The organism is Ekhidna sp. (assembly GCF_039940915.1).
Taxonomy (GTDB): domain Bacteria; phylum Bacteroidota; class Bacteroidia; order Cytophagales; family Cyclobacteriaceae; genus Ekhidna.
The window spans coordinates 676895-703413 of sequence record NZ_JBDVFO010000002.1 but is presented as its reverse complement, the minus strand read 5'-3'; the positions used below and the strand labels follow the sequence as shown (position 1 = coordinate 703413).

Sequence of the window (26519 nt, the reverse complement as noted above, 5' to 3'; positions counted from 1 at the left end):
TTTAAATCAAGGCTTTTAGTTTCATTTTAACCACATACGGTTGACCACTTCTAAGGTATTCGAAAGTGATGTCGCTTCCATCATCGCGAAACAATATTCTCAGTTCATGAGAACTTAAATCTTTGATATCCATGTTGTTGATTGAGGTAATCGTATCACCTCTTATGAGTCCAGCTTTTTCTGCTGAAGATCCCTTAATTGTATTTTGAACAATCAACTTACCGTCCGACTTATCCTTCTTGAAAAGAATCCCCAAGCAGTCTACACTAAATCCTTCATCAATGGATTTATTGGGGTTAATAAACATTCTGTTTTTACGGTAGTCAAATGTGATATTGAATCTCTTTAAAATTGAATTGCCGAGAATACCGTCAAAATTGAGAAGTGAAAAAACGCCGCTGTTCGATAAAATAAGAGCAAGCGGAACTTGTCTGAAATCTACTTTTCCCATCTTCATATTTGAGATTCGGGTTATTACTACCTCTGTTTTGGCATTGGAAGTACCTATCCGGCTATTAAAAGAGTAAGAATTATGAATTTCCTCCATAATTCCATTGTCCTTTACAAAAGAAGGTCCTAGAATCATGTTTGCATCTGCACCACTATCTACAAGAAATTTCCCAAGGTATTCTTTATCATCGATTGTAAATGCCAGTGAAATAGATGGGATATTAGATATTTTTTTGAATTTGATTTCATGCCATGAACTGTCAGCAGAGTACTTGCCGAAATCATGCAATTCAATTAGGCTTCTATCATAGTCAATAGTCACGACGAATCTAGATAGTATATCATATCCGACGATTCCATCTAACCTCTCCCCAAGCAAAGCACTTGAAAGTTCGGTTTCATTTTTAATCAGAGAGATGTTATCGATTGTTTCTTGACCAATAGCTATTGAGTTACCATGAAATATTTGTACTGGATGACTTCCAGCGGCACCTATATTAGTAGACTTTTTGCCATTGGTTAAACCCAGTAGATCTCCAGTTCTCAAACCGATCAAGGTGCTGCCTGCACCAGTATCAAATATGAAGTTTAGGCTATCGATTTCGTTGATTCCTATTCGGACATAAATGATGTCATTGATGAGCCTGAATGGGAGACATAGTGGCTCGCTTAGCTTTTGTTTTTCATGGCATTGTGGGAAAAGCATTACTGCGAGAATTACCACACGTATTGTTTGAGAGATGGAGAGCATTTATTGGTTTTACTGTTTTTATTCTACTTTCAATTAAACGGTTAGAAGCCCAATACAATAGAATGTTTTTTTACAATGGGTTAGGACTAATTATTTAGAAATGAATTGTTGTATCAAATCTTACGATGATTCAGAACTTTGTTTTAGCTAAAAAGGAAACCTTATAAAATCATAAGGTTTTTTGATAAATAAGGCTGTCAAATTCGGATAGTTTTAATTGCATAGAGGAAAATCAGGAATGATGAAAATAAAGTATTATTTGAGAATAAGCATGAGAATAATTTGGATGATTATTGCACTCTCCCCTTTAATAAAAACAAATGCCCAAAATGGAGATATCCCTTTTTATAAGCCTGGTGACCTAGACCTTAAAACCCATCAAATAAAACCACACCGCATTGAACTTAAAGAAATTTCCTATCAAGGTGAGGACGAGTACCTGGAGTCGTATACCTACTTAACTTTTGATTTTGCAAAGCAATTTGAGAAGGAAATGTATTTAATTGAATGGGTAGCCGTAACTAAGTACGGGACGGGCCTGGATATCAATTTTGTCTCTAAGGATTATTTAGATGTAGTATTCAGGTTAACCCCAAAAGGACTTCCATGGGGTCACATTATTGAAAGCCATGCATTTGAAAATGAGGTAAATAGCATAGAAGTTAATGCAGATGTAGAGTTACACCTCGAAGAAATAAAAACCGTATATCCTGCTGCAAGGAAATTCCATCAAAATCCATCAAAAGAAGTAAAATACAGGTCGTTCAATGCGATCATTTGGCCATATGTCTTGGCTGCAATGGATCTAAAACAAGGCAATCAATTTGTTCTCCCAGGTTTCAACTCATATACCAATAGCCAGTTCTATTGCACCTTTAAAGTTTTGGGTGATACACAATTCAAAGATGTTAATGGCATCACCCATGGGGCAATTGAAGTAGAGGCAATCAGTAAGTCAACATTGGCGGGGGCAAAGAGTGTCAAATTCAATGACGAAGGGAATAGAACCGTATTTTATATAAGCCCGGAGGCTCCCTATTTTTTGGGAAAAGAAATCGTTGGGTTCGAAGAAAAAAAAGGACGGTTTGTAAAACAAAAGTGGACCTTAAGTAGCTGGCAATTCCTTCGTGTCAATGCTCAATTACGAATAGAAGAAATGGTGGAAGAATGGAAGCAAATCGAGAAGGAAAATAATATTCGTATCCCATGGCAAAAGGAATAGACATCCTCAGATGCTAATCACTCTCAAATTGATTTTCGTTTCTCTGACGGATGATGTCATTGGCTAGGTAAAGCGCATTGCGAAATGATGTCTCGTCGGCTTCATTTTTGCCAGCAATGGAAAAAGCCGTCCCATGATCGGGGGAAGTTCTCACAAACGGTAACCCAGCAGTGTAATTGATACCTTCTTCAAAGGCTAAGGTCTTGAAGGGAATCAGGCCTTGATCATGATACATTGCGAGTACGCCATCGTATTGTTTATGGGTACCCATACCGAAAAAGCCATCCGATGGAAAAGGACCGGCGACAATGTGATGACCACTTTTTACTTCATTGATTGCGGGTAGGATCACTTGCTCCTCCTCCTCACCCAATAGCCCATTTTCTCCAGCATGCGGATTTAAGCCAAGTACTGCTACGCGTGGCTTTTTGATGCCGAAATCTTTTTGAAGTGATTTGAGCATTTTTTGAAGCTTGGTCACAATCCTTTCCTTGGTCACTTTACTACTCACGTCTTTCAGTGGAATGTGCCCGGTAACCACTCCCACTCTCAATCCTTCGTGAACGAGAAACATGAGACTCTCTTTTTCTCCTGCCTCTTGCGTTAGGTATTCCGTGTGTCCGGGAAATTGAAAGTCATCGGATTGAACCAGTTCTTTGCTCAATGGGGCTGTGGTGATCGCATCAATTTTACCTTCTTTCAAATCAGCTACTGCCCGCTGTAATGAAAGTACCGCATATTTACCTCCTGTTGCGTTAGCCTGACCCGGATTGATCTCAATAGCTTCATCCCATATATTAAGCACATTCACCTTGCGATGTACGATTTTTTCTATGCTTGAAATTTGCTGATAATTGAAGCTGTCTTTTTCTAAATTTTTCCTGTAATAAGAGATTACTTTACCCGAACCATAGATCACCGGAGTGAATTGCTTAAGAATGCGACTATCCTCAAGAGATTTTATGATCACCTCCGGCCCAATTCCATTCACATCTCCAATTGTGATTCCTATTACAGGTTTATTTTTTTTGTGTGACGATTCACTCATTTGCACAGTACATTTATAAAATTGAAGTTAACTCGAAAAATTTGGGAGTTGTTTAATGGAGCGTCTACGGTTCTCCAAAATTAAATTTCCTCCGAAATCAGCGTCAGACAAATACAATATATAAACGGAGAATAAGTTGGCAAGCGTAAAACCAAAAAAACATTTAGGTCAGCATTTTTTAAAAGACCAAAATATTGCACTGAAAATAGTGGAGGCACTGAAAAATGAATGCAACCTTCCGGTTTTTGAGATAGGGCCCGGCACGGGAGTTTTGACCAAATACCTCCTTCAAAAAGAGGGAGCTGAGTTTTATGCATTAGATGTCGATACAGAATCCATAGACTTTCTGAAAGACAATTACACTAAGCATAGTGATCAATTCCAACTGCAAGACTATTTAAAGTATGACGTGCCCTTTGATCAATTCAATGTCATCGGAAATTTCCCATACAATATTTCATCACAATTGTTTTTCAAAATATGGGACGACCGCAGCAAAGTAGATGAAGTTGTTTGTATGATTCAGAAGGAGGTGGCAGAAAGGATATGTGCTCCACATGGAAACAAGACGTATGGCATCCTCAGTGTGTTACTTCAGGCATTCTACGATATCGAATACCTCTTCAGTGTTTCACCGGGTGTATTTAACCCTCCACCGAAAGTACAGTCAGCGGTTATTCGGTTGAAAAGGAATAGTGTGAAACAATTGTCCTGCGATGAGAAACTTTTCAAAAGAGTGGTAAAAGCGGGTTTTGGCAAACGGCGCAAGACCTTGCGCAACGCACTAAAAGACCTAAATTTGTCTGACACTGTTGTTGCCATGGAGGTGCTGAACCAACGAGCAGAACAGTTGTCTGTTCAAGAATTTATCTCGCTTACTGAAAAAATCTCCTGACATGGAACCAGTAATGACTTTTGAGTTATCCGTTGAATTCAAAGATCGGTTTCAGCAAGCGCTGGACGAGAAAGATACTTCCTTTATCAAATCAAGTTTAGATGGTGTTAACCCAGCGGATATTTCAGCACTCTTAGATGAGTTTGATTCTGAAGAATGCAAGTATGTTTTCGATCTTCTAACTCCCGAAGTAGGTGCCAGCATTCTCGAAGATCTGGAAGAGGATGTACGTGAGGATTTCATAAAGAAATTTTCTGCCAATGATCTAGCTTCATTCGTTGAGCTCATGGATTCCGATGATGGCACCGACATTCTCTATGAGATGGAGGTGATGGATCGAAACGAAGTAATCCGACAAATCTCCGATGAAGAAAAAGCGTCCAACCTAATGGAGCTTTTGGAATATGATGAGGATGTTGCTGGAGGATTGATGGCGAAGGAATTGATCAAGGCCAATTTAAATTGGAGTATATCTCAGTGCATTGAAGAGATCAGACTTCAAGCTGAGAATGTAGAGAAAATCTATTCAGTGTATGTGATAGATGACAAGGAAAACTTAATTGGCAAAGTAGGTGTGAAAAACCTGATATTAGGTAAATCAGGAGCTAAGGTTGCGGATATTTATGATGACCAAATCATCTCTGTAGAAACATCTACAAGCGAGGAGGAAGTGGCCAGTATCATGCAGAAATATGATCTGGAAGCAGTGCCAGTAGTAAATGCCAGAGGAAGGTTGGTAGGTAGAATCACCATTGACGATGTTATTGACGTGATTCGTGAAAATGCTGAAGAAGAACGCCAACTGATGACGGGAGTAAGCTCCGATGTAGAAGAGGACGATACCGTTTGGAAAATATCGCGCGCCCGGTTGCCATGGTTAATCATAGGTATGGCGGGAGGACTTGTGGGAGCCCAGTTTATGGGATTCTTTCGGCAGGAAATAATCATAGTGCCAGCTTTAGCTTTCTTCATCCCACTGATTACAGCATCAGGTGGCAATGTAGGGATCCAGTCATCTTCCATAGTGGTGCAAAGTTTGGCTAACCCAAATGTCTTTGCCGATTCCATGTGGAGGCGATTATTAAAGGTATTCTTTGTGGCCATCGTGAATGGAGCCATTCTTTCACTGATGGTCTTTGGAGCGGTAATTCTATTCATGCAAGAACAGCCACTTGCAGCTACGGTAGCGATAGCCCTCTTTGCTGTTGTATTACTAGCATCTTTTATGGGTACCATTACACCTCTTCTTTTGAATCGGTTTGGTGTCAATCCGGCTTTGGCTTCCGGACCATTTATTACCACAACGAACGATTTGCTCGGTTTAGCTGTCTATTTCTCGACAGCACACCTTTTATACAATTTATGATGACAAATAAGCGCATACTCATCGCCGATGACGTGCACGAATGTATTCTTCCACTTCTGACTGAAGCAGGGTATGAACCTATCTATTCACCCGAGATAGATAGGAGAGGTATTCTCAACATCATTCATGAATTTGACGGATTAATCATCCGAAGCAAGACTAAGGTAGATACGGAAATGATTGATTTGGCCGTAAACTTAAAATTTGTAGCCCGAGCCGGAGCAGGCATGGATAAAGTAGATCAATCGTATCTGAACTCAAAAGGTATTGCAGCGATCAATGCTCCAGAAGGAAACCGGGATTCTCTCGGAGAGCACGCTATTGGGATGCTATTAACTCTTCTTCATAAAATTCCATCTGGACACAAGCAGATATTGAATGGAATATGGGATAGAGACGGTAACCGGGGCATAGAACTCAAAGGAAAAGTAGTTGGCATATATGGAGTAGGTCACATGGGATTGTCATTCGCTTCAAAACTGAAAGCCTTCGGATGTGAGGTCATTGGCTATGATAAGTTCAAAGATGATGTGGCCAATGAAAGCATACAAATGGTGGATTTAAAGGATTTATTTGAGAGAGCTGAAATACTGAGTATCCATATTCCATTGGATGACTATACGAAGGGGCTATTCAATGAAGCGTATTTGAGAAGATTCAAACAGCTTAAAGTACTTATTAATACGGCTAGAGGAGGGGTGTTGGATACCCAGAGCCTGATCAAGCTATTAGATGATGGGAGCTTATATGCAGCAGGGCTTGACGTGTTGGAAAATGAAAAGTTAGGTACCTACTCAACTGAAGAAAAACGACAGCTTGAAAAGCTCTCTTCCTATGAGAATGTAGTTCTCACACCTCACGTAGGTGGTTGGAGTTATGAATCTTATCAAAGAATAAGTGAGGTGCTCGGCGAGAAAATTGCAAAACTACTTTAGAATGAGCCAGTTTAAAGCATCCTGCTCAAGTTTGAATTTCTGAAACTGCAGATTCGGTATAATGATGCTAATGGCAGAGGTAATCAAATTACTGAAAATACTGCCCTTTACCGAAGTTGGAGTTATGATTGCCATCTTTTTGACCAGGTGCGCTATTCTTTTTGCTCTCATTTTCAAGAATTTTTTTATCCCTATTCTCGCTTCAGTTTCGAATTCAATGAGATTGGCGCGATTTAAGATCAGTCGTTTGTAATTATGATGTTCAACTGAATCAGCTCCCATACTTAGCAATTTAAGGGCAGTGTCTTTGCTCACCACGCCTGACCAATCAATCTTGGCTATCTTTAGTTTCGGTTCAACAAGAAAAATGCTACCCTCTATTTCTGCTAAAACTTGAAATTCCATTTCCCCTTGATCAAAAGAACTGCTCGACTGAATCATGGAGGGATTCATTTCGGAAATTTTTGCGGTAAATGCGAGGTTCATAATTGCGATAGCTTTTAAATTTTGGTGCAAGTTCTGTTATTGATTCTTGCAAAACTTGAAAAATCGTTCGATGACCGATATTCTCGTTGAGTGAGCCATTTATTTCTATGGAATATTTTCACGGAGTTCAAAAATCGTGTCAAATGAAATATTGTAAATCAATCCATATTCTACCTATATTTGCATTGTATTAACAATCCAAAGAAAACGGCTTCACTGTGAGGCCGTTATTTTTTGTTTAAAGGGGTAACACCAATTATGGCAATTAATTATTACACGAAAGAAGGACTGGACAAGCTAAAGGCTGAGTTGAACGAACTCAAGACCAAGGGAAGAGCAGATATGGCTAAGCAGATTGCTGAAGCACGTGATAAAGGTGACTTGAGCGAGAATGCTGAGTATGATGCAGCAAAGGAAGCTCAGGGATTATTGGAGTTAAGAATTTCGAAACTTGAAACAGTAGTGGGTGACGCTCGAGTGATCGATGAGTCCACAATTGATACGTCTAAGGTTTCCATTCTTTCCACTGTTAAAATAAAAAATAAGAAGAATAACATGGAGGTGACCTATCAGCTGGTAGCAGAGGAAGAGGCCGACCTTAAGAGTGGAAAGATTTCAGTTCAATCTCCGATTGGAAAAGGTTTACTGGGCAAGAAAAAAGGAGAAAAAGCTATGATTAAGGTGCCAGCAGGAGATATTGAATTTGAAGTCTTGGACATCACCGTCTAATGGCAACCATTTTTACGAAAATAGCTGAGCGAGAGATCCCTGCTCACATCGTAGCAGAAGATGAAAACTATCTTGCTTTTTTGGATATAAACCCTCTAGTGGAGGGACATACGCTAGTGATCCCCAAAAAGGAGGTCGACTACCTATTTGATTTGGATCATCAAACCCTTGCGGGCTTATTCTCCTTTTCAAAAGGTGTAGCCAGAGCGATCGAAGAAATTATTGATTGTGAGCGAATCGGACTTTCAGTCATCGGATTAGAAGTACCTCATGCTCATGTACATCTGATCCCGATAAATGCCGTCAATGACATGAATTTCAGTCAAATGAAGCTTTCTCCAAGCAAAGAAGAGTTAGCAGAGGTGGCAAAGAAAATAAAGAAAGCTTACGTCAACTAGTTTTAATGGCTAGTAATTAGCTATTGAATCCACCGAAAGATGAGTTTTTGATATCATTCTTTGGGCAACACTTTCATTTAAATTGATTCAATCAACTCCTTCACTTGTTTTGGTAAAATGGAGCCACTAAGTGTAATGTGATCCTAATCACTAAATACCAATTACTACACAATTTGCTCACTTAATCCTCCCGGGATTATCCGCGATAAAGGATTTCCAACTTTTTTTACCACTTCCACCGAGTACTGATTTAGAGGAGTAATGATGACAAATTGCCACCGCAAGCGCATCAGTAGCATCCAATAGCTTGGGAGCTTCTTCAAACTTGAGTAGCATTTGAATCATGTGCGCGACTTGCTCTTTACTGGCATTTCCACTCCCTGTAACTGATTGCTTGACCTTTTTAGGAGCATACTCATGGATGGGCATTCCCCGGTTAAGTGCGGCGGCCATTGCTACCCCTTGTGCACGACCTAGCTTAAGCATGGACTGAACATTTTTACCAAAAAAAGGTGCTTCCAGAGCCACCTCATCAGGTAAATACTCTTTGATAAGCTCAGTAACTCGATCAAATATTTTCTTCAGTTTTATCTCATGATTTTTATACTTGCTGAGATGGATTACACCAAATTGGATCACGCTCATTTTTTCACCCTTACAATGGATCAGTCCGTAACCCATTACATTCGTACCCGGATCTATTCCTAAAATGATTCGCTCTTTAGTCGCCACAAATGCAAATTAAGAACAACCGTTCAAAGTACCTTCAAAAGTCATGGATCATTACCTTGATCAAAGCACTGCTGCTTGCTGGTTGTTTATTCTTCATTTATTCGAAGCTTCGCAATCAAACCATTTCGTTCATTGAAATGCGTCCGCCGGAGGGGTTTCAATTGGTGCTAGCCACAGTTTTGATATTAATGGTAATCAATTGGTATTTGGAAGCATTGCGCTGGAAAGCATTAATTGGTCTGTTTGAACCAATCACTATCAAGGAGGCATGGAAAACGGTGCTTGGTGGATTAGCTCTCAATTGGATGCTACCGTTTACATCCGGAGATTTGATTGCACGCATCTCTCAGCAGAAGGATAAGTATCAGGCAACTTCGGCAGTCATATTTAGCAGAGGCATTATGCTTGGTGTTACACTCATTTTTGGGCTGTATGGGATGAGTTTTTTAACCAGGGAATACGCCTTGAACTGGTGGATTTTTTTCGGAGTGATCGCCGGGGTTCTATTACTGGTTCTTCTATTTAAGAATCAAATTGAACGTTTCAGAAGCTACTTTGAGCTACTTACCAAGCACTTGTTTTTGCAAGTGATTGCGATTTCTTTATTGCGTTACTTTGTTTTCACTTTTCAATTCTACTTGCTACTTGCAACATTCCTTCCATCACTTGATGCGCAGGTAGTCATCGCCGGAATCGGCTGGGTTTTCCTTGCACGATCGGTTTTGCCTCTTTTGTTTGGTGGCATAGGCGTTCGAGAGGCTTCAGGAATCTTTTTCTTTGAACCATACCATGTAGAAGTTCAGCCCATTATTGTTCCCATTTTTTTTATCTGGATTATCAACACTGTCTTACCTTCCCTCATAGGCTTAATCTTTATTTGGAGATTGAAATTTGTGCGGAAATAGTACTTTTAGATTAAGTACCCTATCATTTTAGCGAACGAGTAAAATTCACTCAAATATTCGGGTTAACATTGCGCGATGATCTTTCTGATTGGCGCATTCACTGTTCTACACGTACTATTTTACCTAAAATTGACCGTTGGGTGGAGTAGAATTGGTGTGATGAAAGAAAACAATGAATCATTCATTCCATTCACAGTAATCATACCGGTACGCAACGAAGCGGATACGATTGATGCAATTTTGAACAGGCTCAATGAACAGGAGTATCCAAAAGATTTTTTCGAGGTGATTGTGGTTGATGATTTTTCAGAAGATCAGACGGTCACGATTGCTAAGAAAACAATGGAATCCCTTAGCATAAGCATCCGATTAATTCAGTTGAAGGATGAAGCACGGCAAGGCAAAAAACACGCGCTTACAGCAGCGGTTAAAGAAGCATCTTTTGAAACAATACTTACAACAGATGCTGATTGCTGGTTTGGTAAAGAATGGATCAAGTCTTTCAATGATGCCTTTGAATCAGACACCAATATGGTCGCAGGGCCTGTGGTAATTGAGGGACAAGGTTTTTTCGCAAGACTACAACAAGTCGAATTTGCTGGCCTAATGGGTTTTGGAGCGGTAACCATTACAGAAGAAAACCCAAGTATGTGTAGTGGAGCGAATCTTGGATTCAGAAAAAAAGCATTTGAAGAAGTTGGGGGATACACCAATAACCTATTTACTCCTTCTGGAGATGATGAGTTTTTGCTATTCAACATTATGCAGAAGTTTCCCAATTCTGCACGTTTTTTGAAATCTGAGAAAGCCATTGTTAATACCCCAGCACATGCTAAGTTCTATTCCTTTATAAATCAGCGGACCAGATGGACAAGCAAATGGAAGCACAATATGAATCGGAAGGTTCGGATTAGTGCCATACTCTTTTTTCTTGATTACTTAACTTTTTATGGGGCGATTGGCCTAGCAATAGCAGGATATCTTGATACTGTTCCTCTTGCTCTCGTTATTATTGTTCGTTTTTTGTCTTTACTTATTTATGTATCGCCCATCAACAGTTTCCTAAAAGGCAAAAGCAGTTTTTGGCCGCTACTATTCTTCCAAATAATTTACCCGCTACATGTTTTATTCATGGGTTTCAACTCTATCTTTGGTTCCTATACCTGGAAAGGAAGAAAATACGGATGACAGACGAGGAATTCGAGATCATTGATGAGCTCTATTTTGTAACAACCTACAGTGACTTAAAAGCCACTACAGATTTAACAGATGATCAGCTGAAAGACAACTTAATTCAAATGGCGCAAAGAGGGTGGGTAAGAGTGTATAAATCAGTGGATGAAGAATCGGAGTTAGAGCAATTGGACATGGAGAATGACTTCCAATCCTATTACTACCTTGCATCTAAGAAGGGACTATTTGAACACAACTCGCAATGAAGGAAACTTCGCTTGATATAAAAGACTTACAACTCAATGCACTGTTAGAGGTTACACAGGCAGTGAATAATAATTTGCCTGAAGATGACCTGTTGAAAATCTACAAGTTCACGCTACTAGCAGATTTAAAAATCAATAAGTTGGCGCTTTACACAGAGCAAAAGGAAGGTTGGGTCTGCAGAGTGAATTTCGGTACAAAGAACGACCTGATTGGAAACCCACTACCAGATAAATACCTAAAATTGAAAAATGAGATTGGTGTAGTGGAAACATCTTTTGATGAGTTTGATTCAGTCTTTCCCGTATACCATAAGAGTAAGCTTCTTTCCGTCGTTTTTATCAAATCAGACGCGAAGCTGGGAGTTCAAAACCGTTTTCTCAATGCTTTGACGAATATTATTCTGGTGGCCATTGAAAATAAGCGGCTTGCACGTCAGCAAATGGAACAAGAAGCATATAGGAGAGAGCTGGAAATTGCCAAGAAGGTGCAAAATTTCCTTTTCCCAAAAGAACTTCCCAAGATTGAACGATTACAGATTGAGGCATTCTATCTTCCACACCACGACGTAGGAGGTGATTATTATGACTACATCCAAATAGATGAACACAGGTTCCTGGCGTGTATTGCAGACGTTTCTGGCAAAGGAGTTCCTGCAGCCTTGCTGATGTCAAACTTTCAAGCTTCTTTGAGAGCGCTGGTTCGGCAAACAAAAGACTTGCTGGAGATTGTCACTGAATTAAATCATACAACTTTCGTAAGTGGAAATGCAGAGAATTTCATCACATTCTTTGCTGGAATCTACGATTTCAAAACAAAAAGTTTGGAATACATCAATTGCGGACACAATGAAATTATTCTCAAGAGCGGTAGCACAATTGAGCTGCTAAATGATGGCACTACGGTTTTAGGGATGTTCGACCCTCTTCCATTTATTGATACACAGCAATTGAATAATATTGATGAGTTTTTCTTATTTGCCTACACCGATGGACTTACCGAAACATTCAACGAAAAAGATGAAGACTTTGGTTTTGATCGATTGTTAAAGATCATAAAGCAAGATTGTCCGAAAGATTTATCCCACCTCCATGATGAAATTCTTAAGGTATTGAATGAATTCAAAGGAGAAAGAGCATTTCACGATGATATCACAATGCTCTCCTGTCTTATTCAAAACAAATGATTCGGTTTTACAAAACACCTTGGATAACTAAAAGAAGATATCCTGAATTGGTGTGGCAATTACCTTCCAGAAATACCCTTTACTTAACCTTTGATGATGGCCCAAATCCAACCGTAACCCCTTGGGTTATAAATGAATTGAGAAAGGTCGATGCGAAGGCTACCTTCTTTTGTTTGGGAAGCAATATTCAGCAACATCAAAACTTGGCGAAAGCGTTAATCGAGGAAGGACATGCAATTGGAAATCATACGCAAAATCATTTGGACGGCTGGAAAACCCTAAGTAGTGAATACCAAGATGATATCCTTAAGTGTGATGAAGAATTAATGAATTTGGGGGTACATAATCAGCTGTTTCGTCCACCATATGGAAGGATAAAAAAAAGCCAAATAAAGAAGTTGAGAAATAGGAAAATTATTATGTGGAGTCATTTATCTTGGGATTTTGATGGAAAATCAAACACTCAACAGAGTATCGAAAAACTTAAAAAGGCAGAAGAAGGTAGCATACTTGTTTTCCATGATTCTGCTAAAGCATTTGAGAATTTGCAAGTAATTCTTCCAGAAATTCTTTCTTTTTTCTCAGCAAAAGGTTTCAAATTCGATAGCGTAAGATGATTGATACGCACGCACATATTTATCTGGAGCATTTTTCCGAAGATATTGATGGAGTAATAGATCGAGCACTTCAAAATGGCATCCATAAAATTTTACTTCCCAATATCGATAGCTCAACGATCGATCAAATGTTAGAGCTCGAAAGCCAATACCCTGATATTTGTTATCCAATGATGGGGCTTCACCCTTGTTCTGTAAAAGAAGACTTTGAAAAAGAACTGAGACTCATAGAAGATTGGATGAATAAACGATCATTTTTAGCGGTAGGAGAGATGGGTACGGATTTGTATTGGGACAAGACTTTCTGGAATCAGCAAAGAGAAGCTTTTCACTTTCAATGTGAGCTAGCACTGAAGCATAATTTGCCAGTAGTTATTCATTGCAGAGAAACCATTGACGAAACCATTGAGATGGCTATGAAATATCAGGGAAAAGGCTTGAAAGGAGTATTTCATTGTTTTACAGGAACAATAGAGCAAGGAAAGCAAATCACAGACATGGGGTTTCACCTGGGACTTGGCGGAGTGAGCACCTTTAAAAATGGTGGCATGGATCAGGTAATTCCACACCTTGAGCAAACTAAAATTATCTTAGAAACAGATAGTCCTTACCTCACCCCGGCCCCTTACCGCGGAAAGCGAAATGAACCGGCCTACGTATCCATCATTGCTGATAAGGTGGCTGAATGTTTGAATACTTCAAAAGAAGCGTTGGTTGAATTGACGACAGCAAATGCAAATGCGCTATTTTTCCCAAATAAAATTGCTAGCCATTGAAATATAAGATTGTAAATATCAATAAGACCGGAGAGCGTTCGGTATTAATTATTTATACCGGAGGTACGTTCGGAATGGTTCAGGATTCAAGCGGAGCACTCGCACCTTTTAATTTTGGAAAAGTTGTAGACCGAGTTCCTGAGCTGCGTCAACTCGGAATAAGGATTACTGTAATATCATTCCCTAAGCCAATCGATTCTTCCAATATTCTTGTCCAGGATTGGAAAGACATGGCATACATCATCGAGGAAAACTATTCTCAATATGATGCTTTCGTGATTCTCCATGGTACAGATACCATGGCATATTCCGCCTCCATGCTCAGTTATATGCTTGAAGGCCTCAACAAACCAGTAATATTCACAGGGGCACAAATGCCAATTGGCTCTATTCGATCTGACGCGAGAGAGAATTTGATAACCGCTCTTGAAATAGCCGCTGCTCATAACAATGGAGATCCGATAGTAAGTGAGGTCTGTGTCTATTTTAATTACAGACTACTAAGAGGTTCAAGATCACAAAAATTGAGAAGTAGCACATTTGCTGCTTTTGAATCAGAAAATTATCCTTGGTTGGCAGAAGCTGGTATTGAAATAGAGTTTAACTACCCTGCATTAAAGCCTTATGATAAGGAAGCTAAATTGATCGTGAGGAATGAAATGGATTCCAATGTGGCCATTTTGAAAATATTTCCAGGCATTACAGAACATGTTGTGCGATCGATTTTGTCTGATCCCGATATCAAAGGTGTTGTTATCGAAACATTTGGTTCTGGAAACACTATGAGCTTTGATTGGTTCATTAAATGCCTGCAGGATGCTATTGATGATGGCAAGGTGATACTGAACGTAAGTCAATGCATCGGAGGAGAGGTTGAGCAGGGACGATATGAGACAAGTAAAAAATTAAATCAAATAGGGGTTTTGAGTGGTGGAGACATTACTACAGAGGCTGCTATAACAAAGCTGATTTTTTTGCTTGGGGCTGGATTTAGCAGCAATGAGCTTAAACAACAGCTAACACATTCTTTAGTTGGTGAAATGGATTCATCAATTGAATGAAAAAATGAGAATAACCCTGATGTTCGAATAAAACTTGCATAAAGGTATTTTTCATGATTTATTTGTAGCCCGTCAAAAGTGGCGGCCTACAGAGAGGTGGCCGAGCGGTCGAAGGCGCACGCTTGGAAAGCGTGTATATCTCAAAAGGGTATCGAGGGTTCGAATCCCTTCCTCTCTGCGCTTTTTTGCAGAGAAAGACTTTCAGGTTCGACATTTTATATAAATGGTGCGAATTTTGTGGGAATGAAAATGCAAATTTGGATTTACTAAAACTTAAATATTTAACTAAACCGAAGACTTAACTTACAAGACTGAATTATGAAAAAGTTATTGACTCTATTAATGTTGGCAGGTGTTTTTACCTTCAGCGCTACAGCGCAAGAGTTTTCAGACTCTGATGCTGCAACCGATTCTGCTGCTGTAGACTCTGCTCAAGCAGAAGAAGTATATGAAGAGCCTGTTGAAGAAATTGCTGAGATCGTGGCTCCTCAAGAGGAAGCGGCTCCTTCGCAAGGATTTCACCAAATAGTAAAAGAACAATTCATCGATGGAGGGCCAACTTTCATGGGAATCGTTCTTGCATGTTTAATTCTTGGTTTAGCTATCGCTATTGAAAGAATTATTCACCTTAACATGGCTTCTACGAACACAAAAAAGCTTTTGGCTGATGTAGAAGATGCCTTAAGTGCCGGTGGTGCTGATGCAGCAAAAGAAGTTTGTAGAAATACAAGAGGCCCAGTAGCTTCTATTTTCACACAAGGACTTCTAAGAATGTCTGAAGGTGTTGAAATGGTAGAGAAATCAATCATTGCTTACGGATCTGTCGAAATGGGCAAATTGGAAAGAGGCATGATTTGGATCTCACTTTTCATTTCACTAGCACCAATGCTTGGTTTCATGGGAACAGTAATTGGTATGATTGAAGCATTCGATGCAATTGCAGAGGCTGGTGATGTATCTCCTGCATTGGTAGCGAGTGGTATTAAAGTAGCACTCTTAACAACAGTGGGTGGACTAATTGTAGCTGTAATTCTTCAGTTGTTCTACAACTACTTGGTATCAAAAGTTGATTCAATCGTGAACAGCATGGAAGATGCTTCTATCTCTTTGGTAGACCTTCTAGTGAAGCATAATCTTTCTAAATAATCTAAAAATCGATTAGACTATGGTTGATGTAGGATTATTTATATCATATATACTCATTGGTGTTTGCATCCTTACCGCGGTAGGTATGCCACTAGTGAAGGCATTCGGAGATCCTGACTCATTGAAAAAAATGGGATTGGGAGTTGGAGCATTAATAGTTGTTTTTCTCGTTGCTTTTTTTACTGCAAGCGGAGACAACTCAGGAGATGCTTCTGAAACAACAGCTAAGCTCGTAGGAGCAGGATTGACAACTTTTTACATTCTTGCGATCGCAGCTATTGGCGGTATCGTTTATACGGAAATTAAAAAAGCAGCTGAATAATGGCTAGGAATAAAGATAGAGGAGGCACTCCAGAAGTGAGTTCAGGCTCTATGGCAGACATTGCCTTCCTTCTACTCATTTTCTTCTTGGTTACTACCACGATTGCAAATGATAAAGGAATATTAATGCAACTGCCACCTCCACCAGAGCCAGATCAGCCAATTGTAGAGTTTCAGGAAAGAAACATCTTTAAAATTTTGGCAAACTCTAATGATCAGCTTTTGGTTGAGAATGAGCCTTATAACAAGCCTATGTCGGAACTGAAAGATGAGGTGAAAGCTTTTGTTTTAAACTTTGGTAATCCAGATCAGGAGGGTATTGATACATACAATAGCCTTCCTTCTCAAATGAAAATCAGAGCCAAGCAAAGCTCAGAATCTTCTGATCATCCGAAGAAGGCGGTAGTTTCATTTAAAGCAAATAGAGGTACGAGTTACGAGCTATACATAGATGTGTTAGATGCTGTGCAAGCTGCATATAATGAGATCTATGGAGAGCGTGTGGGTATTACAGCAGATGAATTCCTTCAGCTCGACCAGAGCAAGGATGTGGAGAAGAGAATGTATCAACAAGCTAGGGCAGGAATTCCGAAGGCGATCTCAATTGCAGAACCAGATAAATAAGTTGAATTATGTCGAAGTTTAAGAAAAATTCAAGCGCATCACAAGATATTCCTACGGCAGCATTGCCAGATATTATCTTCATGCTGCTCTTCTTCTTCATGGTGACAACTGTGATGAGGGAGCAGGAGATTTTAGTGAAGCAAGTACTTCCAAAAGCGGAGCAACTTTCTAAGATTCAAAAGAAGTCATTGGTGAGCCACATCTATATTGGAGAGCCAAAGAATATTGGCACATATGGTGAAGAGCCACGAATACAAACAAATGATGTATTCATGGAGGCAGATGAATTGACCCTCTTTGTGAATCAGGAAAAGGATAAACTTTCTGAAGCGGAACGGGACAGAATTACAATGGCTTTGAATATTGATTCTGAAGTGAAGATGGGAATTGTTTCGGATGTGGAACAAACACTAAGAAAGTCCAACGCGCGAAAAATCCTTTACAAGTCATTGAAAGGAATTCAAGAGTAAATAACTTTTCAAATATATAATAAGAACCCAGTCCTTAGACTGGGTTTTTTATTTTTTATCCAGCTGTTTCTTTTTCTCCTCAAGCCATTCATCATACTCCTTCTTCGCATCCTTAATCGCCTCTTCTAATTCCTTTTGAGTGGCTTTCCTAAGCTTTTCGGCTTTATCAGTCACCTTCCTTCTCTGCTTTTTTAGGTTTCTTAAGGCGGTTTCAATATCGCGTTTAGCATCTTCCGCGGCTTCACGAGAAGCTTCTTCTAGTTGACTTATCTCATCTTCAATCTCAAGCTTCTTTTTTTCAAATTGTTCAAGTGTTTCTTCACGTTCGGCTTCTCTTTCTTCAGTACTTGGCGAACAAGAAATAAGAATTAATCCACAAAGAATAAAGGGTAAATATTTCATGAGCAAAATTTATGTGAAGTTAGGCACTGAAACGCTTGGGACTTAAGTAGGGAGCCCAGTCTTCACTATACTTATCATTCATACGTAAAAATGTCAAATAGGATGGTTTGATTGGCGCTTTAAATAGCCTCATTCCTACCTTATCTAAAGAATAATCACTTTTGCGGGAATTGCAGCGTTGACAGGCCGTGACAAGATTCGTCCAGGTTGATTTGCCTCCTTTGGATCTTGGAATGATATGATCAATTGTGAGCTCTTTGCTTGTTCCACAATACTGACATTTGCCACCGTCACGCTTAAAAATGTTGTGACGACTCATTACGACCCCTTTATATGGGATGGCTATGTAGTATTGAATTTTGATAATGGAAGGAAAAGGGAATGATTGACTGATTGATCTAAGCTTTTTGCCTTTGATTTCTGAGATTAGTTCTGCTTTTTTTAAGAACATAAGTGTAAAAGCTCGCTGTGCTGTACATACAGTAAGGGGAGTGTAATCTTGATTTAGTACCAGTACCGTATTCATAGCCTATATTTTCATCCGCTCTAATTCTCTTTTCTGATCTTTCTTTTTGATGCTATCTCGTTTATCGTATATTTTCTTTCCTTTAGCAAGAGCGATCTCCAACTTAGCCAAACCTCTATTGTTAATGTAAATTCTTATTGGAATGATGGTAAGTCCCTTTTCTTCCATTTTTGATTTGAATTTCTCCAATTCTCTCTTTTTGAGCAGAAGTTTACGATCACGTGTCATATCATGACTTTCAAAACTGGCTTGTGAATAGGGTGCAATGTTCATTCCTTTAATAAAAAGCTCTTCTTTTTTAAAAAAACAATGCGACTCCTGAATACTTGCCTTACCCTCACGTAAGGATTTGATTTCAGTTCCTTTCAGCATTATTCCTGCTTCTGCTTTTTCAATGAATTCATACTCATAGCTCGCTTTGCGATTTTTGATCTGAATATTATTGGAAAACCTATTCTTATCCTTACTCATAAGTTAAATATATAGTACTGTCATCAAAAAGGCATTCTTGGAAGCGGGCTATCAGTGAGCTTTCCAAACATACGTTGTTCAAAAAGCAAATGACCACTCATCGCAATCATTCCTGCATTATCTGTACAATATTGAAAATCCGGAATAAATATTTCCCACCCGTTCTTTTCGGCCTCATCTTTAAGCGTATTCCTTAATCCACTATTCGCAGATACACCTCCAGCGATTGCGATTTGCCTAATACCTTCTTGCCTAGCTGCATTCACCAGTTTAGTCATTAACATAGAAATGAGTGTTTTCTGTATGCTTGCGGCCAGATCATGCTTATTCTTTTCAATAAAATCATTGTCCTGTTTGAGTTCTTTTCTGAGAAAATATAGAATAGAAGTCTTAATTCCACTAAAGGAGTAGTCGAGTGCAGGCATTTCAGATTTCGCAAATAGAAATTTATCAGAATCCCCTTCCAGAGCAAGTTTATCAATCATAGGTCCTCCTGGGTAGGGAAGGCCTAAAAGCTTAGCCGCTTTGTCAAAGGCTTCACCCACAGCATCGTCTTGCGTTTGACCAAGTATCACCATATCAGTAGCATTTTTCACTTTCAATATCTGGGTATGTCCTCCACTTACAGTTAAACAGATGAATGGGAAATCTGGTCTGGGATCATCAATAAAGTGAGCAAGTACATGTGCTTTCATGTGATGTATGGGGATCAATGGGATGTTGAGAGAAGCAGCCATCGATTTTGCAAAACTGCTGCCGATTAGTAAAGCTCCCAATAATCCCGGCCCCCTTGTATAAGCAATTGCATTCAATTCATTCACCTCAATTCCAGCATTGTTTATCACATGATCAACTACTGGCACGATATTTCTTTGATGTTCACGTGATGCTAGTTCAGGAACGACACCTCCGTACTGTGTATGAATATCTTGGCTGGCAATTTCATTATTGATTACTTTGCCGTTTATACAAACTGATGCTGAAGTTTCGTCACAAGAAGACTCTATGCCTAGAATAACCGCCACTTTTTTTTGAAGGCCAAGATAACCATATCAAAAGTTCGTAAGGTGCTCTGGAAGTTTTTTTCAGGGTTTTTCTTCTATTCCATCGCTACTTTACTCATCATCATGTTGCTTATGCAACTCCGACCTGTTCAGACATTCTTGGCGCAGAAAACACTGAAGCTTATTTCTGACAAGACAAGTCATGTTATTTCCATCGATCGGGTTAAAATTTCCTGGTTGGATCAAGCAGAGCTGAAAGATATCCTAGTGCAAGATTTGCATAATGATACACTTTTGTATTCCCATGATTTGACCGTTAATTATTCACTTTTCGATTTGATTAAAGGCGCATATCTAAACATTGAGGAAATTAATGCATCTGACCTGAGATTAAAGTTAGCAAAGTACGATTCCGCTGCTAAATTGAATCTCTCCATATTTCTAGAATCGCTTAAAAGTGATACGCTTAAAAAGAAATCAACGCAAATTTTTGTAAATCAAATTACTTTGAATGATCTCAGATTTAGTCTGAGTGATAAGACTAAAATACCCGAGAAAAATCGACTTGATTTTTCGAACCTGAATTTTTCAATCCCCTATTTTATAGCAGGCCAATTGGCGATTGAGTCCGATACTATATCTGGAGATATCATCCAGATGCGTGGCGTTGAGCAGAACTCTGGTTTCACAATTGAAGAGTTTTCCACAAACTTTCATTTGAGCAACGAATCACTAAGTGTTGATGATTTAAATTTCAGAACACCCACTAGTTTCATTTCTGATAGTTTAGAATTTTTCTACAATGGATTGGATGACTTAGGTCACTTTGTCGACAGTGTCTCCTTTATTCTTCATTTTAACAATTCGAAAATTTCCAGGCAGGACATACAGATCATTCTCGGTGATGATCCTTTAAAAGAAGACATTACCATCGATGGAGTAGTCTGGGGAACAGTCGGCGATTTTAATATTGAAAATACAAGATTCGGTTACGGAAGATCATATTTTGTAGGTGGTGTAAGCTGCTTTGGCCTTCCTGATGTATCGCAGACATTTGTTTTAGCAGACCTGACTGATTCACACGTGTTGCCATCAGATTTAAGGCCTTACATTGGAGATTATGCTGATAACCTTAGTCAAATGGGTAGAATTGATTTTACCGGAAGTTTTGCTGGATTTTTAAAAGACTTTGTAGCAAGAGGTGATTTTGTCACAGATCAGGGGTCCATACATACCGATATCAATTTGAAGATACCTGAAAACTTTAATAACATGTCATATGAGGGTAATTTGGAATTTAGAAGTGTCAATGTTGGAGCTTTTTTTCAAAATGATATTGTACAGACTGTTAATCTGAAAGCTGCAATTAATGGGAGGGGAGTGAAGCCAGAAAATGCAGAATTTGACTTGGAGGCTGTTCTTTTTGCAAGCGGACTCAAAGGATATGTTTATGACAGTGTTAAAGTAGATGGAAAATTTGCGAAGAACTATTTCGAAGGAAAGTTTGCCGTGGATGATCCAAATTGTGATTTAAAGGGCATTGCTCAGATAGACTTTCGTCAAATACACGAAATACTCAAATTGGATATGGTGGTGAAAGTGCTGAATGCTAAATCCATCAACCTAACTCCTCAAAATATCTCAGCGAATGGTAAGTTAAAAGTAGAAATAGTCGATTTTGATATTGATGATTTCAAAGGAAAGCTAGCAGTAGATTCAGCACTTTTTATTCTAAATCAAAAGAAAGTGAATTTAGATTCAATCCGTGTAAACGCCTTCTTTGAAGATAGTACCAGGATTGTGCAATTAGGATTTCCTGGATTGAAATCTACGCTTAAGGGAGATTTCAAAGTCTCAGATGCGTTAATAGATATCCCCGCAATTGTAAGAAGTTATGCATCTGAGTTACACCTTTTAGATGATAGCTTAATAGCAGAGAACAGTGGTAAGTCATACAAGATGACCCTGAATGCAAAAATTGAAAATGTATCCAGCTACTTAGATTCATTGGATCTACCATTCTCTTTTGGGGGTAAAACCATAATTGAATCTACTTTTAGGCAAAGTAAGAATGCAAATATTTCATTCTATATGAAATCAGATACCTTTTCAATGGGTGAGAATAGATTTCATAAACCAATGCTTGAAATTAATGCCTCTAGCGATCCAGAGGCTTCAGATATCCTCACAAACTTTTTCTTTGAATCTAAAAATCAGACACTTGAAGGCATACCTGATACTGAAAAATTATCCCTCGAAGGAGTTTGGTATGACAAAAACATCGACTTTACTACACACGTCGGCCAACCGGTAACAGCCAGTGATATTCGAATAGAGAGTAATTTGAAATTGTATGAGGATTCAATTATTCTAAAAATGAAACCTTCAGACATAAAACTTCTGGATGATGAGTGGACCTTTAATCCGACGAATAAAATAGTTATCACCGACAACAAGACCTTAATTGAAAATCTTGAAATTTATGATTCAAGTGAATCCATTGCGATTCAGGGGGAATATGCGGATTCTACGGCAACATCAATCGTAATCTCTTCTGAAGATTTAAACATGAATAAAGCTAGCCTTTTTTCGAAAGCAACAATTGGAGGTTTTCTAAACGGAAGTTTTGAGATGTTTAGACAGAATAGCCAAGAGGCATTCAAATTTGACGGAGCTTTTCTATTAAAAAACCTTTCCTATGATGAACTCAGTGTTGGTGATGTAAGTGGATCTTCCGAGTGGAATCCTGTTGATAGAAGTGTATTTACAAAAGTTGAGGTTGAAAGAGAAAATGTCAATGCCATGCAGGTAGAGGGTTACTATTATCCAGCAAGCCAGCAGGATCAACTCGATTTTGATGTCACCTTTGATGAGGCTGATCTTAAAATGGGAGAACCCTTTTTGAAAGGAATCTTTTCAGATATTCAAGGTGCGGCAAGCGGATCATTAAAACTGACGGGGACAATAGCAGAACCTAAAGTGATCGGTGATTTTGAAATGAAAAATGGAGGAATCACCGTTGATTACCTCAATACGAGATATTCCTTTGATGGTTCCGTAACCTTTGATCCATCTCGAATCAGTCTGACAGATTTTAATCTCGTGGATAGAAAAGCCTCAAAAGCAAAAGTGTCAGGGGCTATTCAGCACGCTTCTTTTAAAAATTTTATTACTGACATCACGATAAGTGCTGATAATTTTGAGTTTCTCAATACAACTTCTTTAGACAATAGCCTCTATTATGGTTCCGCATATGGAACAGGGACAATAAACGTTACAGGACCACTAAACGATTTGCTAATAAAAGCAAAAATAGAGACCGAAGCAGATACCCGCTTTTTTGTACCTATTTCAGAAAGTACAGATGTTGGGCAAGAAGACTATATCACTTTTGTTGATTTTTCAGACACTACACGAGTGGAAGATGAAGAAGAGTTTAGCATTTCTGGTTTGACACTTGAATTCGACATTGATGTCACACCCGATGCATATTGTGAGTTAATTTTCGATATCAAAACAGGAGATATTATTCGAGGTAGAGGCAGAGGTAACCTCAAGTTGCGCCTGGATACAGACGGTGATTTTAATATGTTTGGACCTTTAGAAATAGAAGAAGGTGCCTATAATTTCACTATTTCTAACCTGCTAAGTAAGGAATTTGATGTAAGTCCAGGTAGTCGAATTACTTGGTACGGAGATCCATATAATGCCACCATTGATTTAGACGCAACTTATCTTCAACGAGCTTCCTTCGAGGGGCTAAAGAATTCTACAGAGCAGGATCCAACTCTGATCGGTCAAAAAGTTCCAATTCTGGTTGTACTTCAACTTGAAGGTGGAATGTTAACGCCACAAATTGATTTTGACTTGCAACTTCAAAATGAATCTGACGCGACAAATGAAAACATACCTGCCTTGTCGCAAATAAGAAATGATGAACAGGAGCTAAAGAGGCAAGTCATTAGCTTGCTGATTCTTAAAAGGTTCTCTCCCAAAGAGAGCTTCACGCTAAGCGGAGGAGGAAGTGTTGGGAATAGCGTAAGTGAGTTCATTTCAGGACAGGTAAGTTACCTGGTGAGTCAAATCGATGAAAATTTAGAGGTGGAAGTAGATTTAGCTGATTTAAACAACGAAGCATTCAATACATTCCAGCTAAGATTTGCATACACTTTCCTAAATGGAAGACTTAAGGTGACCAGAGGGGGCGACTTTGGAAGTCAGGATGATAATAATAATGTTCTCAATGACCTGATCGGTGATTGGTCCGTGGAATATAGCTTAACAAAAGATGGTAGGCTGAGAGCCAAAGTATTTAGTAACTCTGATCAGCGAATTCAGGTTAATGAAAACCAGCAAAATCAGGAGATTGGAATTAGTCTGCGTTTTGTTCATTCATTTGATGACATAACTGAGTTATTAACATTGAAGAGAGATGAAGCATTGCTTCGTCGTGAAGAAGAGGAAGAAAAAAAAGAAGAAAAAAAGACTGGAAATGATTCTACGAAGAAATAGTAGAGGTTCAAATTCAATTGGAATGGTTATCTTAAGAAGATAAAACCTAATTACCATGGATTACAGAAAGTTTAGCCAAAAATATGCAGAGGAGATTGGAGGGGAGTTTAGAGAGTATGACGAAACCCAGTCAGTCATTATCGTTCCATTGAAAAATGGTCGCTTTCAAACGGTGACAGGCCACATCGTAACCCATTCGGGCTATGAAAGAGAATTGGTACATCTAAAATCAAAGGTATGTGAACTTACCTATGATGTGCCGTTCAAAGAGTGCTTAGAAGCTTCAAAAGAATATCCATATACCAAGTTTATCGTTGAGGATGACTTCCTAAAAGTTGAGGCCATAAATTTTCTTGTGAATCTTAATGAAAATATGGTGAAGGAAATGATTATGGAAATTGCTCATCATGCAGATGACTGGGAATTAAAAATTACTGGTAAAGACATTCATTGATATTTTTGCAGATGCAAGCCGACTCATCGCTTGTCAATTGACAAGAGGAAAGTCCGGGCAGTACAGAGCAGCGTACTTCTGAAAAGGAAGCATCCCAATACTTTGTTTTGGGATAGAGAAAGTGCCGCAGAAAATAGACTACCTGTCTTAGACAGGTAAAGGTGAAAAGGTGAGGTAAGAGCTCACCGGGTGAATGGTGACATGAACCGCATGGTAAACCTTACGTGCTGAAAGACCAAATAGGTTCTATGATTAAGGGTTGCTCGCCCGAGTAGAATTGGGTAGGTCGTTAGACCTTGTCGGTGACGGCAAGGCTAGATAAATGATGGGATAAAACAGAACCCGGCTTACTGGCTTGCTTTTTGTAATTAAATCGAATAAAAACATAAGATGGCTAAAATTCTTGTAGTTGATGATGAAAAGAGCATTCGTGATGCTCTCAGAGACATTCTTTCCGAAGAAAAATATGACGTGCTTACCGCCGAAGATGGGGAAGACGGATGGTCTAAACTCGAGCAGGAAAAAATTGATTTGGTACTTTGTGATATCAAAATGCCAAAGATGGATGGCATGGAATTGCTGAATAAAGTTTCCGAAGAAAGACTGGATGTTCCATTCGTCATGATTTCAGCACATGGAACGATCGATACAGCAGTAGAAGCTACAAAGAAGGGTGCCTATGATTTCATTCAGAAACCACCAGATTTGAATCGTATTTTGCTCACGGTGAGAAATGCCATTGACAATGGTAAGCTTGCCACAGAAACGAAAGTGCTTAAAAAGAAAGTAAGCAAAGGGCTTGATATAGTTGGAGAATCCAAGGGAATTGTTGAGGTCAAGAATACCATAGATAAAGTGGCTCCGACAGAAGCTAGAGTGCTAATCAATGGGGAAAACGGGACAGGTAAAGAGCTTGTAGCAAGGTGGCTGCACGAAAAAAGCGGAAGATCTAAAGCCGCAATGGTTGAGGTGAATTGTGCGGCAATTCCTTCAGAACTTATTGAGAGCGAGTTGTTTGGTCATGAGAAAGGCTCATTCACCTCGGCTCACAAACAGCGAATCGGTAAGTTTGAGCAAGCAAATGGAGGTACACTTTTTCTTGATGAGATAGGAGATATGAGCTTATCTGCTCAAGCGAAAGTTTTAAGAGCGCTGCAAGACAAAAAAATTACCAGAGTTGGTGGTGATAAAGCTATTAATGTAGATGTAAGGGTGCTGGCAGCAACCAATAAAAATCTAAAGGCCGAAATTGGAGAGGGTAACTTCCGTGAGGATTTGTATCACAGGTTGAGTGTAATGGTTATTACGGTTCCAGCTTTGCGTGAAAGAAAAGAAGATATTGGCTTATTGGTTGATCACTTTTTAGATCAGGTCGCCAGTGAATATGGATCAGCTAAGAAATCGATAGAAAAGGATGCTGTTGAACAACTTGAAGATTATAGCTGGACAGGTAATATTCGCGAATTAAGAAACGTCATCGAAAGGTTAGTAATTATGTCTCAAGACACAATTACCAAAGAGGATGTTAAAAAGTACGTGGAGACTTAAGCGTTTGCTTCTTGCTCTGCTTTTACTTCCTGAGTATCTTCTTGAGC

At 39.1% G+C, this 26519-nt stretch carries 28 protein-coding genes, 1 tRNA gene and 1 other RNA gene; 22 read left to right on the top strand and 8 right to left on the bottom strand.

The window, feature by feature from the left end; translation table 11 throughout:
* Position 1: 1 nt before the first annotated feature.
* Complete coding sequence (locus ABJF57_RS08205; RefSeq protein WP_462234147.1) at positions 2 to 1201, bottom strand: aspartyl protease family protein; 1200 nt, start codon at positions 1199 to 1201, stop codon at positions 2 to 4.
* Between the two features lie 271 nt (positions 1202 to 1472).
* On the opposite strand from ABJF57_RS08205, the gene ABJF57_RS08200 reads away from it, so the two are divergent.
* Entirely contained in the window at positions 1473 to 2423 is a 951-nt protein-coding gene (locus ABJF57_RS08200) for a hypothetical protein (protein ID WP_462234145.1), read from the top strand.
* Between the two features lie 13 nt (positions 2424 to 2436).
* Here the strand turns inward: ABJF57_RS08200 and pdxA are convergent, their stop codons facing one another.
* Positions 2437 to 3471, bottom strand: coding sequence for a 4-hydroxythreonine-4-phosphate dehydrogenase PdxA (pdxA, locus tag ABJF57_RS08195; protein ID WP_462234144.1), 1035 nt, complete (start codon positions 3469 to 3471; stop codon positions 2437 to 2439).
* A gap of 136 nt (positions 3472 to 3607) precedes the next feature.
* Between pdxA and rsmA the strand changes: the two genes are divergently transcribed.
* Genes rsmA through ABJF57_RS08180 form a run of 3 tightly spaced genes read left to right on the top strand, consistent with a single transcriptional unit; the run spans position 3608 to position 6667 of the window.
* A complete protein-coding gene (gene rsmA / locus ABJF57_RS08190; RefSeq protein WP_462234142.1) occupies positions 3608 to 4366 on the top strand; it encodes a 16S rRNA (adenine(1518)-N(6)/adenine(1519)-N(6))-dimethyltransferase RsmA in 759 nt (252 codons plus the stop codon).
* A gap of 1 nt (position 4367) precedes the next feature.
* Positions 4368 to 5732, top strand: a complete 1365-nt coding sequence (gene mgtE, locus ABJF57_RS08185; protein ID WP_462234140.1) for a magnesium transporter — start codon at positions 4368 to 4370, stop codon at positions 5730 to 5732.
* Positions 5729 to 6667 (top strand): NAD(P)-dependent oxidoreductase, encoded by a 939-nt coding sequence (locus ABJF57_RS08180; RefSeq protein ID WP_462234138.1) that lies wholly within the window; start codon positions 5729 to 5731, stop codon positions 6665 to 6667. The genes mgtE and ABJF57_RS08180 overlap by 4 nt, the downstream gene beginning before the upstream one ends.
* Here ABJF57_RS08180 and ABJF57_RS08175 read toward each other — a convergent pair.
* On the bottom strand, positions 6659 to 7153 hold the full coding sequence (locus tag ABJF57_RS08175) for a hypothetical protein (RefSeq protein WP_462234136.1): 495 nt from the start codon (positions 7151 to 7153) through the stop codon (positions 6659 to 6661). The two genes, ABJF57_RS08180 and ABJF57_RS08175, sit on opposite strands and share 9 nt — an antisense overlap.
* A 258-nt stretch (positions 7154 to 7411) precedes the next feature.
* On the opposite strand from ABJF57_RS08175, the gene greA reads away from it, so the two are divergent.
* Together greA and ABJF57_RS08165 are read left to right on the top strand one after the other, a co-directional pair.
* Positions 7412 to 7882: a transcription elongation factor GreA gene (greA, locus tag ABJF57_RS08170; RefSeq protein ID WP_462234134.1), complete on the top strand. Its 471-nt coding sequence runs from the start codon at positions 7412 to 7414 to the stop codon at positions 7880 to 7882.
* Positions 7882 to 8280 carry an HIT family protein gene (locus ABJF57_RS08165; protein ID WP_462234133.1) on the top strand — a complete coding sequence of 133 codons (399 nt, stop codon included), beginning with the start codon at positions 7882 to 7884 and terminating at the stop codon, positions 8278 to 8280. Before greA ends, ABJF57_RS08165 begins: the two co-directional genes overlap by 1 nt.
* A 177-nt stretch (positions 8281 to 8457) precedes the next feature.
* Here the strand turns inward: ABJF57_RS08165 and ruvC are convergent, their stop codons facing one another.
* Complete coding sequence (gene ruvC, locus ABJF57_RS08160; protein WP_462234131.1) at positions 8458 to 9012, bottom strand: crossover junction endodeoxyribonuclease RuvC; 555 nt, start codon at positions 9010 to 9012, stop codon at positions 8458 to 8460.
* Between the two features lie 2 nt (positions 9013 to 9014).
* On the opposite strand from ruvC, the gene ABJF57_RS08155 reads away from it, so the two are divergent.
* The 12 genes from ABJF57_RS08155 (at position 9015) to ABJF57_RS08100 (ending at position 17555) form a co-directional block, all read left to right on the top strand.
* The gene (locus ABJF57_RS08155; RefSeq protein WP_462234129.1) at positions 9015 to 9917 is read left to right on the top strand and encodes a lysylphosphatidylglycerol synthase domain-containing protein; all 903 of its coding nucleotides are present in this window, start codon (positions 9015 to 9017) and stop codon (positions 9915 to 9917) included.
* 75 nt (positions 9918 to 9992) lie between these two features.
* Positions 9993 to 11105 (top strand): glycosyltransferase, encoded by a 1113-nt coding sequence (locus ABJF57_RS08150; protein WP_462234127.1) that lies wholly within the window; start codon positions 9993 to 9995, stop codon positions 11103 to 11105.
* Complete coding sequence (locus ABJF57_RS08145; protein ID WP_462234126.1) at positions 11102 to 11356, top strand: hypothetical protein; 255 nt, start codon at positions 11102 to 11104, stop codon at positions 11354 to 11356. The genes ABJF57_RS08150 and ABJF57_RS08145 overlap by 4 nt, the downstream gene beginning before the upstream one ends.
* Positions 11353 to 12540 carry a PP2C family protein-serine/threonine phosphatase gene (locus ABJF57_RS08140; RefSeq protein ID WP_462234124.1) on the top strand — a complete coding sequence of 396 codons (1188 nt, stop codon included), beginning with the start codon at positions 11353 to 11355 and terminating at the stop codon, positions 12538 to 12540. The genes ABJF57_RS08145 and ABJF57_RS08140 overlap by 4 nt, the downstream gene beginning before the upstream one ends.
* Positions 12537 to 13157 (top strand): polysaccharide deacetylase family protein, encoded by a 621-nt coding sequence (locus ABJF57_RS08135; RefSeq protein WP_462234123.1) that lies wholly within the window; start codon positions 12537 to 12539, stop codon positions 13155 to 13157. The genes ABJF57_RS08140 and ABJF57_RS08135 overlap by 4 nt, the downstream gene beginning before the upstream one ends.
* Positions 13154 to 13933, top strand: coding sequence for a TatD family hydrolase (locus tag ABJF57_RS08130; RefSeq protein ID WP_462234121.1), 780 nt, complete (start codon positions 13154 to 13156; stop codon positions 13931 to 13933). The genes ABJF57_RS08135 and ABJF57_RS08130 overlap by 4 nt, the downstream gene beginning before the upstream one ends.
* Positions 13930 to 14994 carry an asparaginase gene (locus tag ABJF57_RS08125; protein ID WP_462234119.1) on the top strand — a complete coding sequence of 355 codons (1065 nt, stop codon included), beginning with the start codon at positions 13930 to 13932 and terminating at the stop codon, positions 14992 to 14994. Before ABJF57_RS08130 ends, ABJF57_RS08125 begins: the two co-directional genes overlap by 4 nt.
* 90 nt (positions 14995 to 15084) lie before the next feature.
* Positions 15085 to 15172: transfer RNA gene (locus ABJF57_RS08120), tRNA-Ser, on the top strand.
* A 140-nt stretch (positions 15173 to 15312) separates the two neighbouring features.
* Positions 15313 to 16140, top strand: a complete 828-nt coding sequence (locus tag ABJF57_RS08115) for a MotA/TolQ/ExbB proton channel family protein (protein ID WP_462234117.1) — start codon at positions 15313 to 15315, stop codon at positions 16138 to 16140.
* Between the two features lie 19 nt (positions 16141 to 16159).
* A complete protein-coding gene (locus ABJF57_RS08110) occupies positions 16160 to 16462 on the top strand; it encodes a hypothetical protein (protein ID WP_462234115.1) in 303 nt (100 codons plus the stop codon).
* A complete protein-coding gene (locus tag ABJF57_RS08105) occupies positions 16462 to 17085 on the top strand; it encodes an ExbD/TolR family protein (RefSeq protein WP_462234114.1) in 624 nt (207 codons plus the stop codon). The genes ABJF57_RS08110 and ABJF57_RS08105 overlap by 1 nt, the downstream gene beginning before the upstream one ends.
* A gap of 8 nt (positions 17086 to 17093) precedes the next feature.
* Positions 17094 to 17555, top strand: coding sequence for an ExbD/TolR family protein (locus ABJF57_RS08100; RefSeq protein WP_462234112.1), 462 nt, complete (start codon positions 17094 to 17096; stop codon positions 17553 to 17555).
* Positions 17556 to 17603: 48 nt separating this feature from the next.
* On the opposite strand, the gene ABJF57_RS08095 is transcribed toward ABJF57_RS08100, so the two are convergent.
* Genes ABJF57_RS08095 through tsaD form a run of 4 tightly spaced genes read right to left on the bottom strand, consistent with a single transcriptional unit; the run spans position 17604 to position 19979 of the window.
* Positions 17604 to 17957, bottom strand: a complete 354-nt coding sequence (locus ABJF57_RS08095) for a hypothetical protein (RefSeq protein WP_462234110.1) — start codon at positions 17955 to 17957, stop codon at positions 17604 to 17606.
* A gap of 19 nt (positions 17958 to 17976) precedes the next feature.
* Positions 17977 to 18483, bottom strand: a complete 507-nt coding sequence (locus tag ABJF57_RS08090; RefSeq protein WP_462234108.1) for an HNH endonuclease — start codon at positions 18481 to 18483, stop codon at positions 17977 to 17979.
* Positions 18484 to 18486: 3 nt separating this feature from the next.
* Positions 18487 to 18954, bottom strand: a complete 468-nt coding sequence (gene smpB / locus ABJF57_RS08085; RefSeq protein ID WP_462234106.1) for an SsrA-binding protein SmpB — start codon at positions 18952 to 18954, stop codon at positions 18487 to 18489.
* Positions 18955 to 18977: 23 nt separating this feature from the next.
* Positions 18978 to 19979 carry a tRNA (adenosine(37)-N6)-threonylcarbamoyltransferase complex transferase subunit TsaD gene (tsaD, locus tag ABJF57_RS08080; protein ID WP_462234104.1) on the bottom strand — a complete coding sequence of 334 codons (1002 nt, stop codon included), beginning with the start codon at positions 19977 to 19979 and terminating at the stop codon, positions 18978 to 18980.
* Between the two features lie 42 nt (positions 19980 to 20021).
* Here tsaD and ABJF57_RS08075 point away from each other — a divergent pair, with 42 nt between their 5' ends.
* From ABJF57_RS08075 to ABJF57_RS08060, 4 genes are all read left to right on the top strand, one after another.
* Positions 20022 to 24470 (top strand): translocation/assembly module TamB domain-containing protein, encoded by a 4449-nt coding sequence (locus ABJF57_RS08075; RefSeq protein WP_462234102.1) that lies wholly within the window; start codon positions 20022 to 20024, stop codon positions 24468 to 24470.
* Positions 24471 to 24525: 55 nt separating this feature from the next.
* On the top strand, positions 24526 to 24924 hold the full coding sequence (locus ABJF57_RS08070) for a hypothetical protein (protein WP_462234100.1): 399 nt from the start codon (positions 24526 to 24528) through the stop codon (positions 24922 to 24924).
* A 10-nt stretch (positions 24925 to 24934) separates the two neighbouring features.
* Positions 24935 to 25290: RNase P RNA component class A (rnpB, locus tag ABJF57_RS08065), an RNA gene on the top strand.
* Between the two features lie 24 nt (positions 25291 to 25314).
* Positions 25315 to 26472: a sigma-54-dependent transcriptional regulator gene (locus ABJF57_RS08060; RefSeq protein WP_462234098.1), complete on the top strand. Its 1158-nt coding sequence runs from the start codon at positions 25315 to 25317 to the stop codon at positions 26470 to 26472.
* The last annotated feature ends 47 nt before the right edge of the window (positions 26473 to 26519 follow it).

Excerpts from the sequence above, each read along its gene's own strand:
- smpB (WP_462234106.1), bottom strand. The coding sequence starts at position 18,954 with ATGAGTAAGGATAAGAATAGGTTTTCCAATAATATTCAGATCAAAAAT.
- ABJF57_RS08140 (WP_462234124.1), top strand. The coding sequence starts at position 11,353 with ATGAAGGAAACTTCGCTTGATATAAAAGACTTACAACTCAATGCACTG.
- ABJF57_RS08200 (WP_462234145.1), top strand. The coding sequence starts at position 1,473 with ATGAGAATAATTTGGATGATTATTGCACTCTCCCCTTTAATAAAAACA.
- ABJF57_RS08150 (WP_462234127.1), top strand. The coding sequence starts at position 9,993 with ATGATCTTTCTGATTGGCGCATTCACTGTTCTACACGTACTATTTTAC.
- ABJF57_RS08090 (WP_462234108.1), bottom strand. The coding sequence starts at position 18,483 with ATGAATACGGTACTGGTACTAAATCAAGATTACACTCCCCTTACTGTA.
- ABJF57_RS08060 (WP_462234098.1), top strand. The coding sequence starts at position 25,315 with ATGGCTAAAATTCTTGTAGTTGATGATGAAAAGAGCATTCGTGATGCT.
- ABJF57_RS08130 (WP_462234121.1), top strand. The coding sequence starts at position 13,154 with ATGATTGATACGCACGCACATATTTATCTGGAGCATTTTTCCGAAGAT.
- ABJF57_RS08165 (WP_462234133.1), top strand. The coding sequence starts at position 7,882 with ATGGCAACCATTTTTACGAAAATAGCTGAGCGAGAGATCCCTGCTCAC.
- ABJF57_RS08115 (WP_462234117.1), top strand. The coding sequence starts at position 15,313 with ATGAAAAAGTTATTGACTCTATTAATGTTGGCAGGTGTTTTTACCTTC.
- ABJF57_RS08095 (WP_462234110.1), bottom strand. The coding sequence starts at position 17,957 with ATGAAATATTTACCCTTTATTCTTTGTGGATTAATTCTTATTTCTTGT.
- ABJF57_RS08110 (WP_462234115.1), top strand. The coding sequence starts at position 16,160 with ATGGTTGATGTAGGATTATTTATATCATATATACTCATTGGTGTTTGC.
- ABJF57_RS08100 (WP_462234112.1), top strand. The coding sequence starts at position 17,094 with ATGTCGAAGTTTAAGAAAAATTCAAGCGCATCACAAGATATTCCTACG.
- greA (WP_462234134.1), top strand. The coding sequence starts at position 7,412 with ATGGCAATTAATTATTACACGAAAGAAGGACTGGACAAGCTAAAGGCT.
- ABJF57_RS08180 (WP_462234138.1), top strand. The coding sequence starts at position 5,729 with ATGATGACAAATAAGCGCATACTCATCGCCGATGACGTGCACGAATGT.
- ABJF57_RS08105 (WP_462234114.1), top strand. The coding sequence starts at position 16,462 with ATGGCTAGGAATAAAGATAGAGGAGGCACTCCAGAAGTGAGTTCAGGC.
- ABJF57_RS08155 (WP_462234129.1), top strand. The coding sequence starts at position 9,015 with ATGCAAATTAAGAACAACCGTTCAAAGTACCTTCAAAAGTCATGGATC.
- ABJF57_RS08205 (WP_462234147.1), bottom strand. The coding sequence starts at position 1,201 with ATGCTCTCCATCTCTCAAACAATACGTGTGGTAATTCTCGCAGTAATG.
- ABJF57_RS08070 (WP_462234100.1), top strand. The coding sequence starts at position 24,526 with ATGGATTACAGAAAGTTTAGCCAAAAATATGCAGAGGAGATTGGAGGG.
- mgtE (WP_462234140.1), top strand. The coding sequence starts at position 4,368 with ATGGAACCAGTAATGACTTTTGAGTTATCCGTTGAATTCAAAGATCGG.
- pdxA (WP_462234144.1), bottom strand. The coding sequence starts at position 3,471 with ATGAGTGAATCGTCACACAAAAAAAATAAACCTGTAATAGGAATCACA.
- ABJF57_RS08175 (WP_462234136.1), bottom strand. The coding sequence starts at position 7,153 with ATGAACCTCGCATTTACCGCAAAAATTTCCGAAATGAATCCCTCCATG.
- ABJF57_RS08135 (WP_462234123.1), top strand. The coding sequence starts at position 12,537 with ATGATTCGGTTTTACAAAACACCTTGGATAACTAAAAGAAGATATCCT.
- ABJF57_RS08145 (WP_462234126.1), top strand. The coding sequence starts at position 11,102 with ATGACAGACGAGGAATTCGAGATCATTGATGAGCTCTATTTTGTAACA.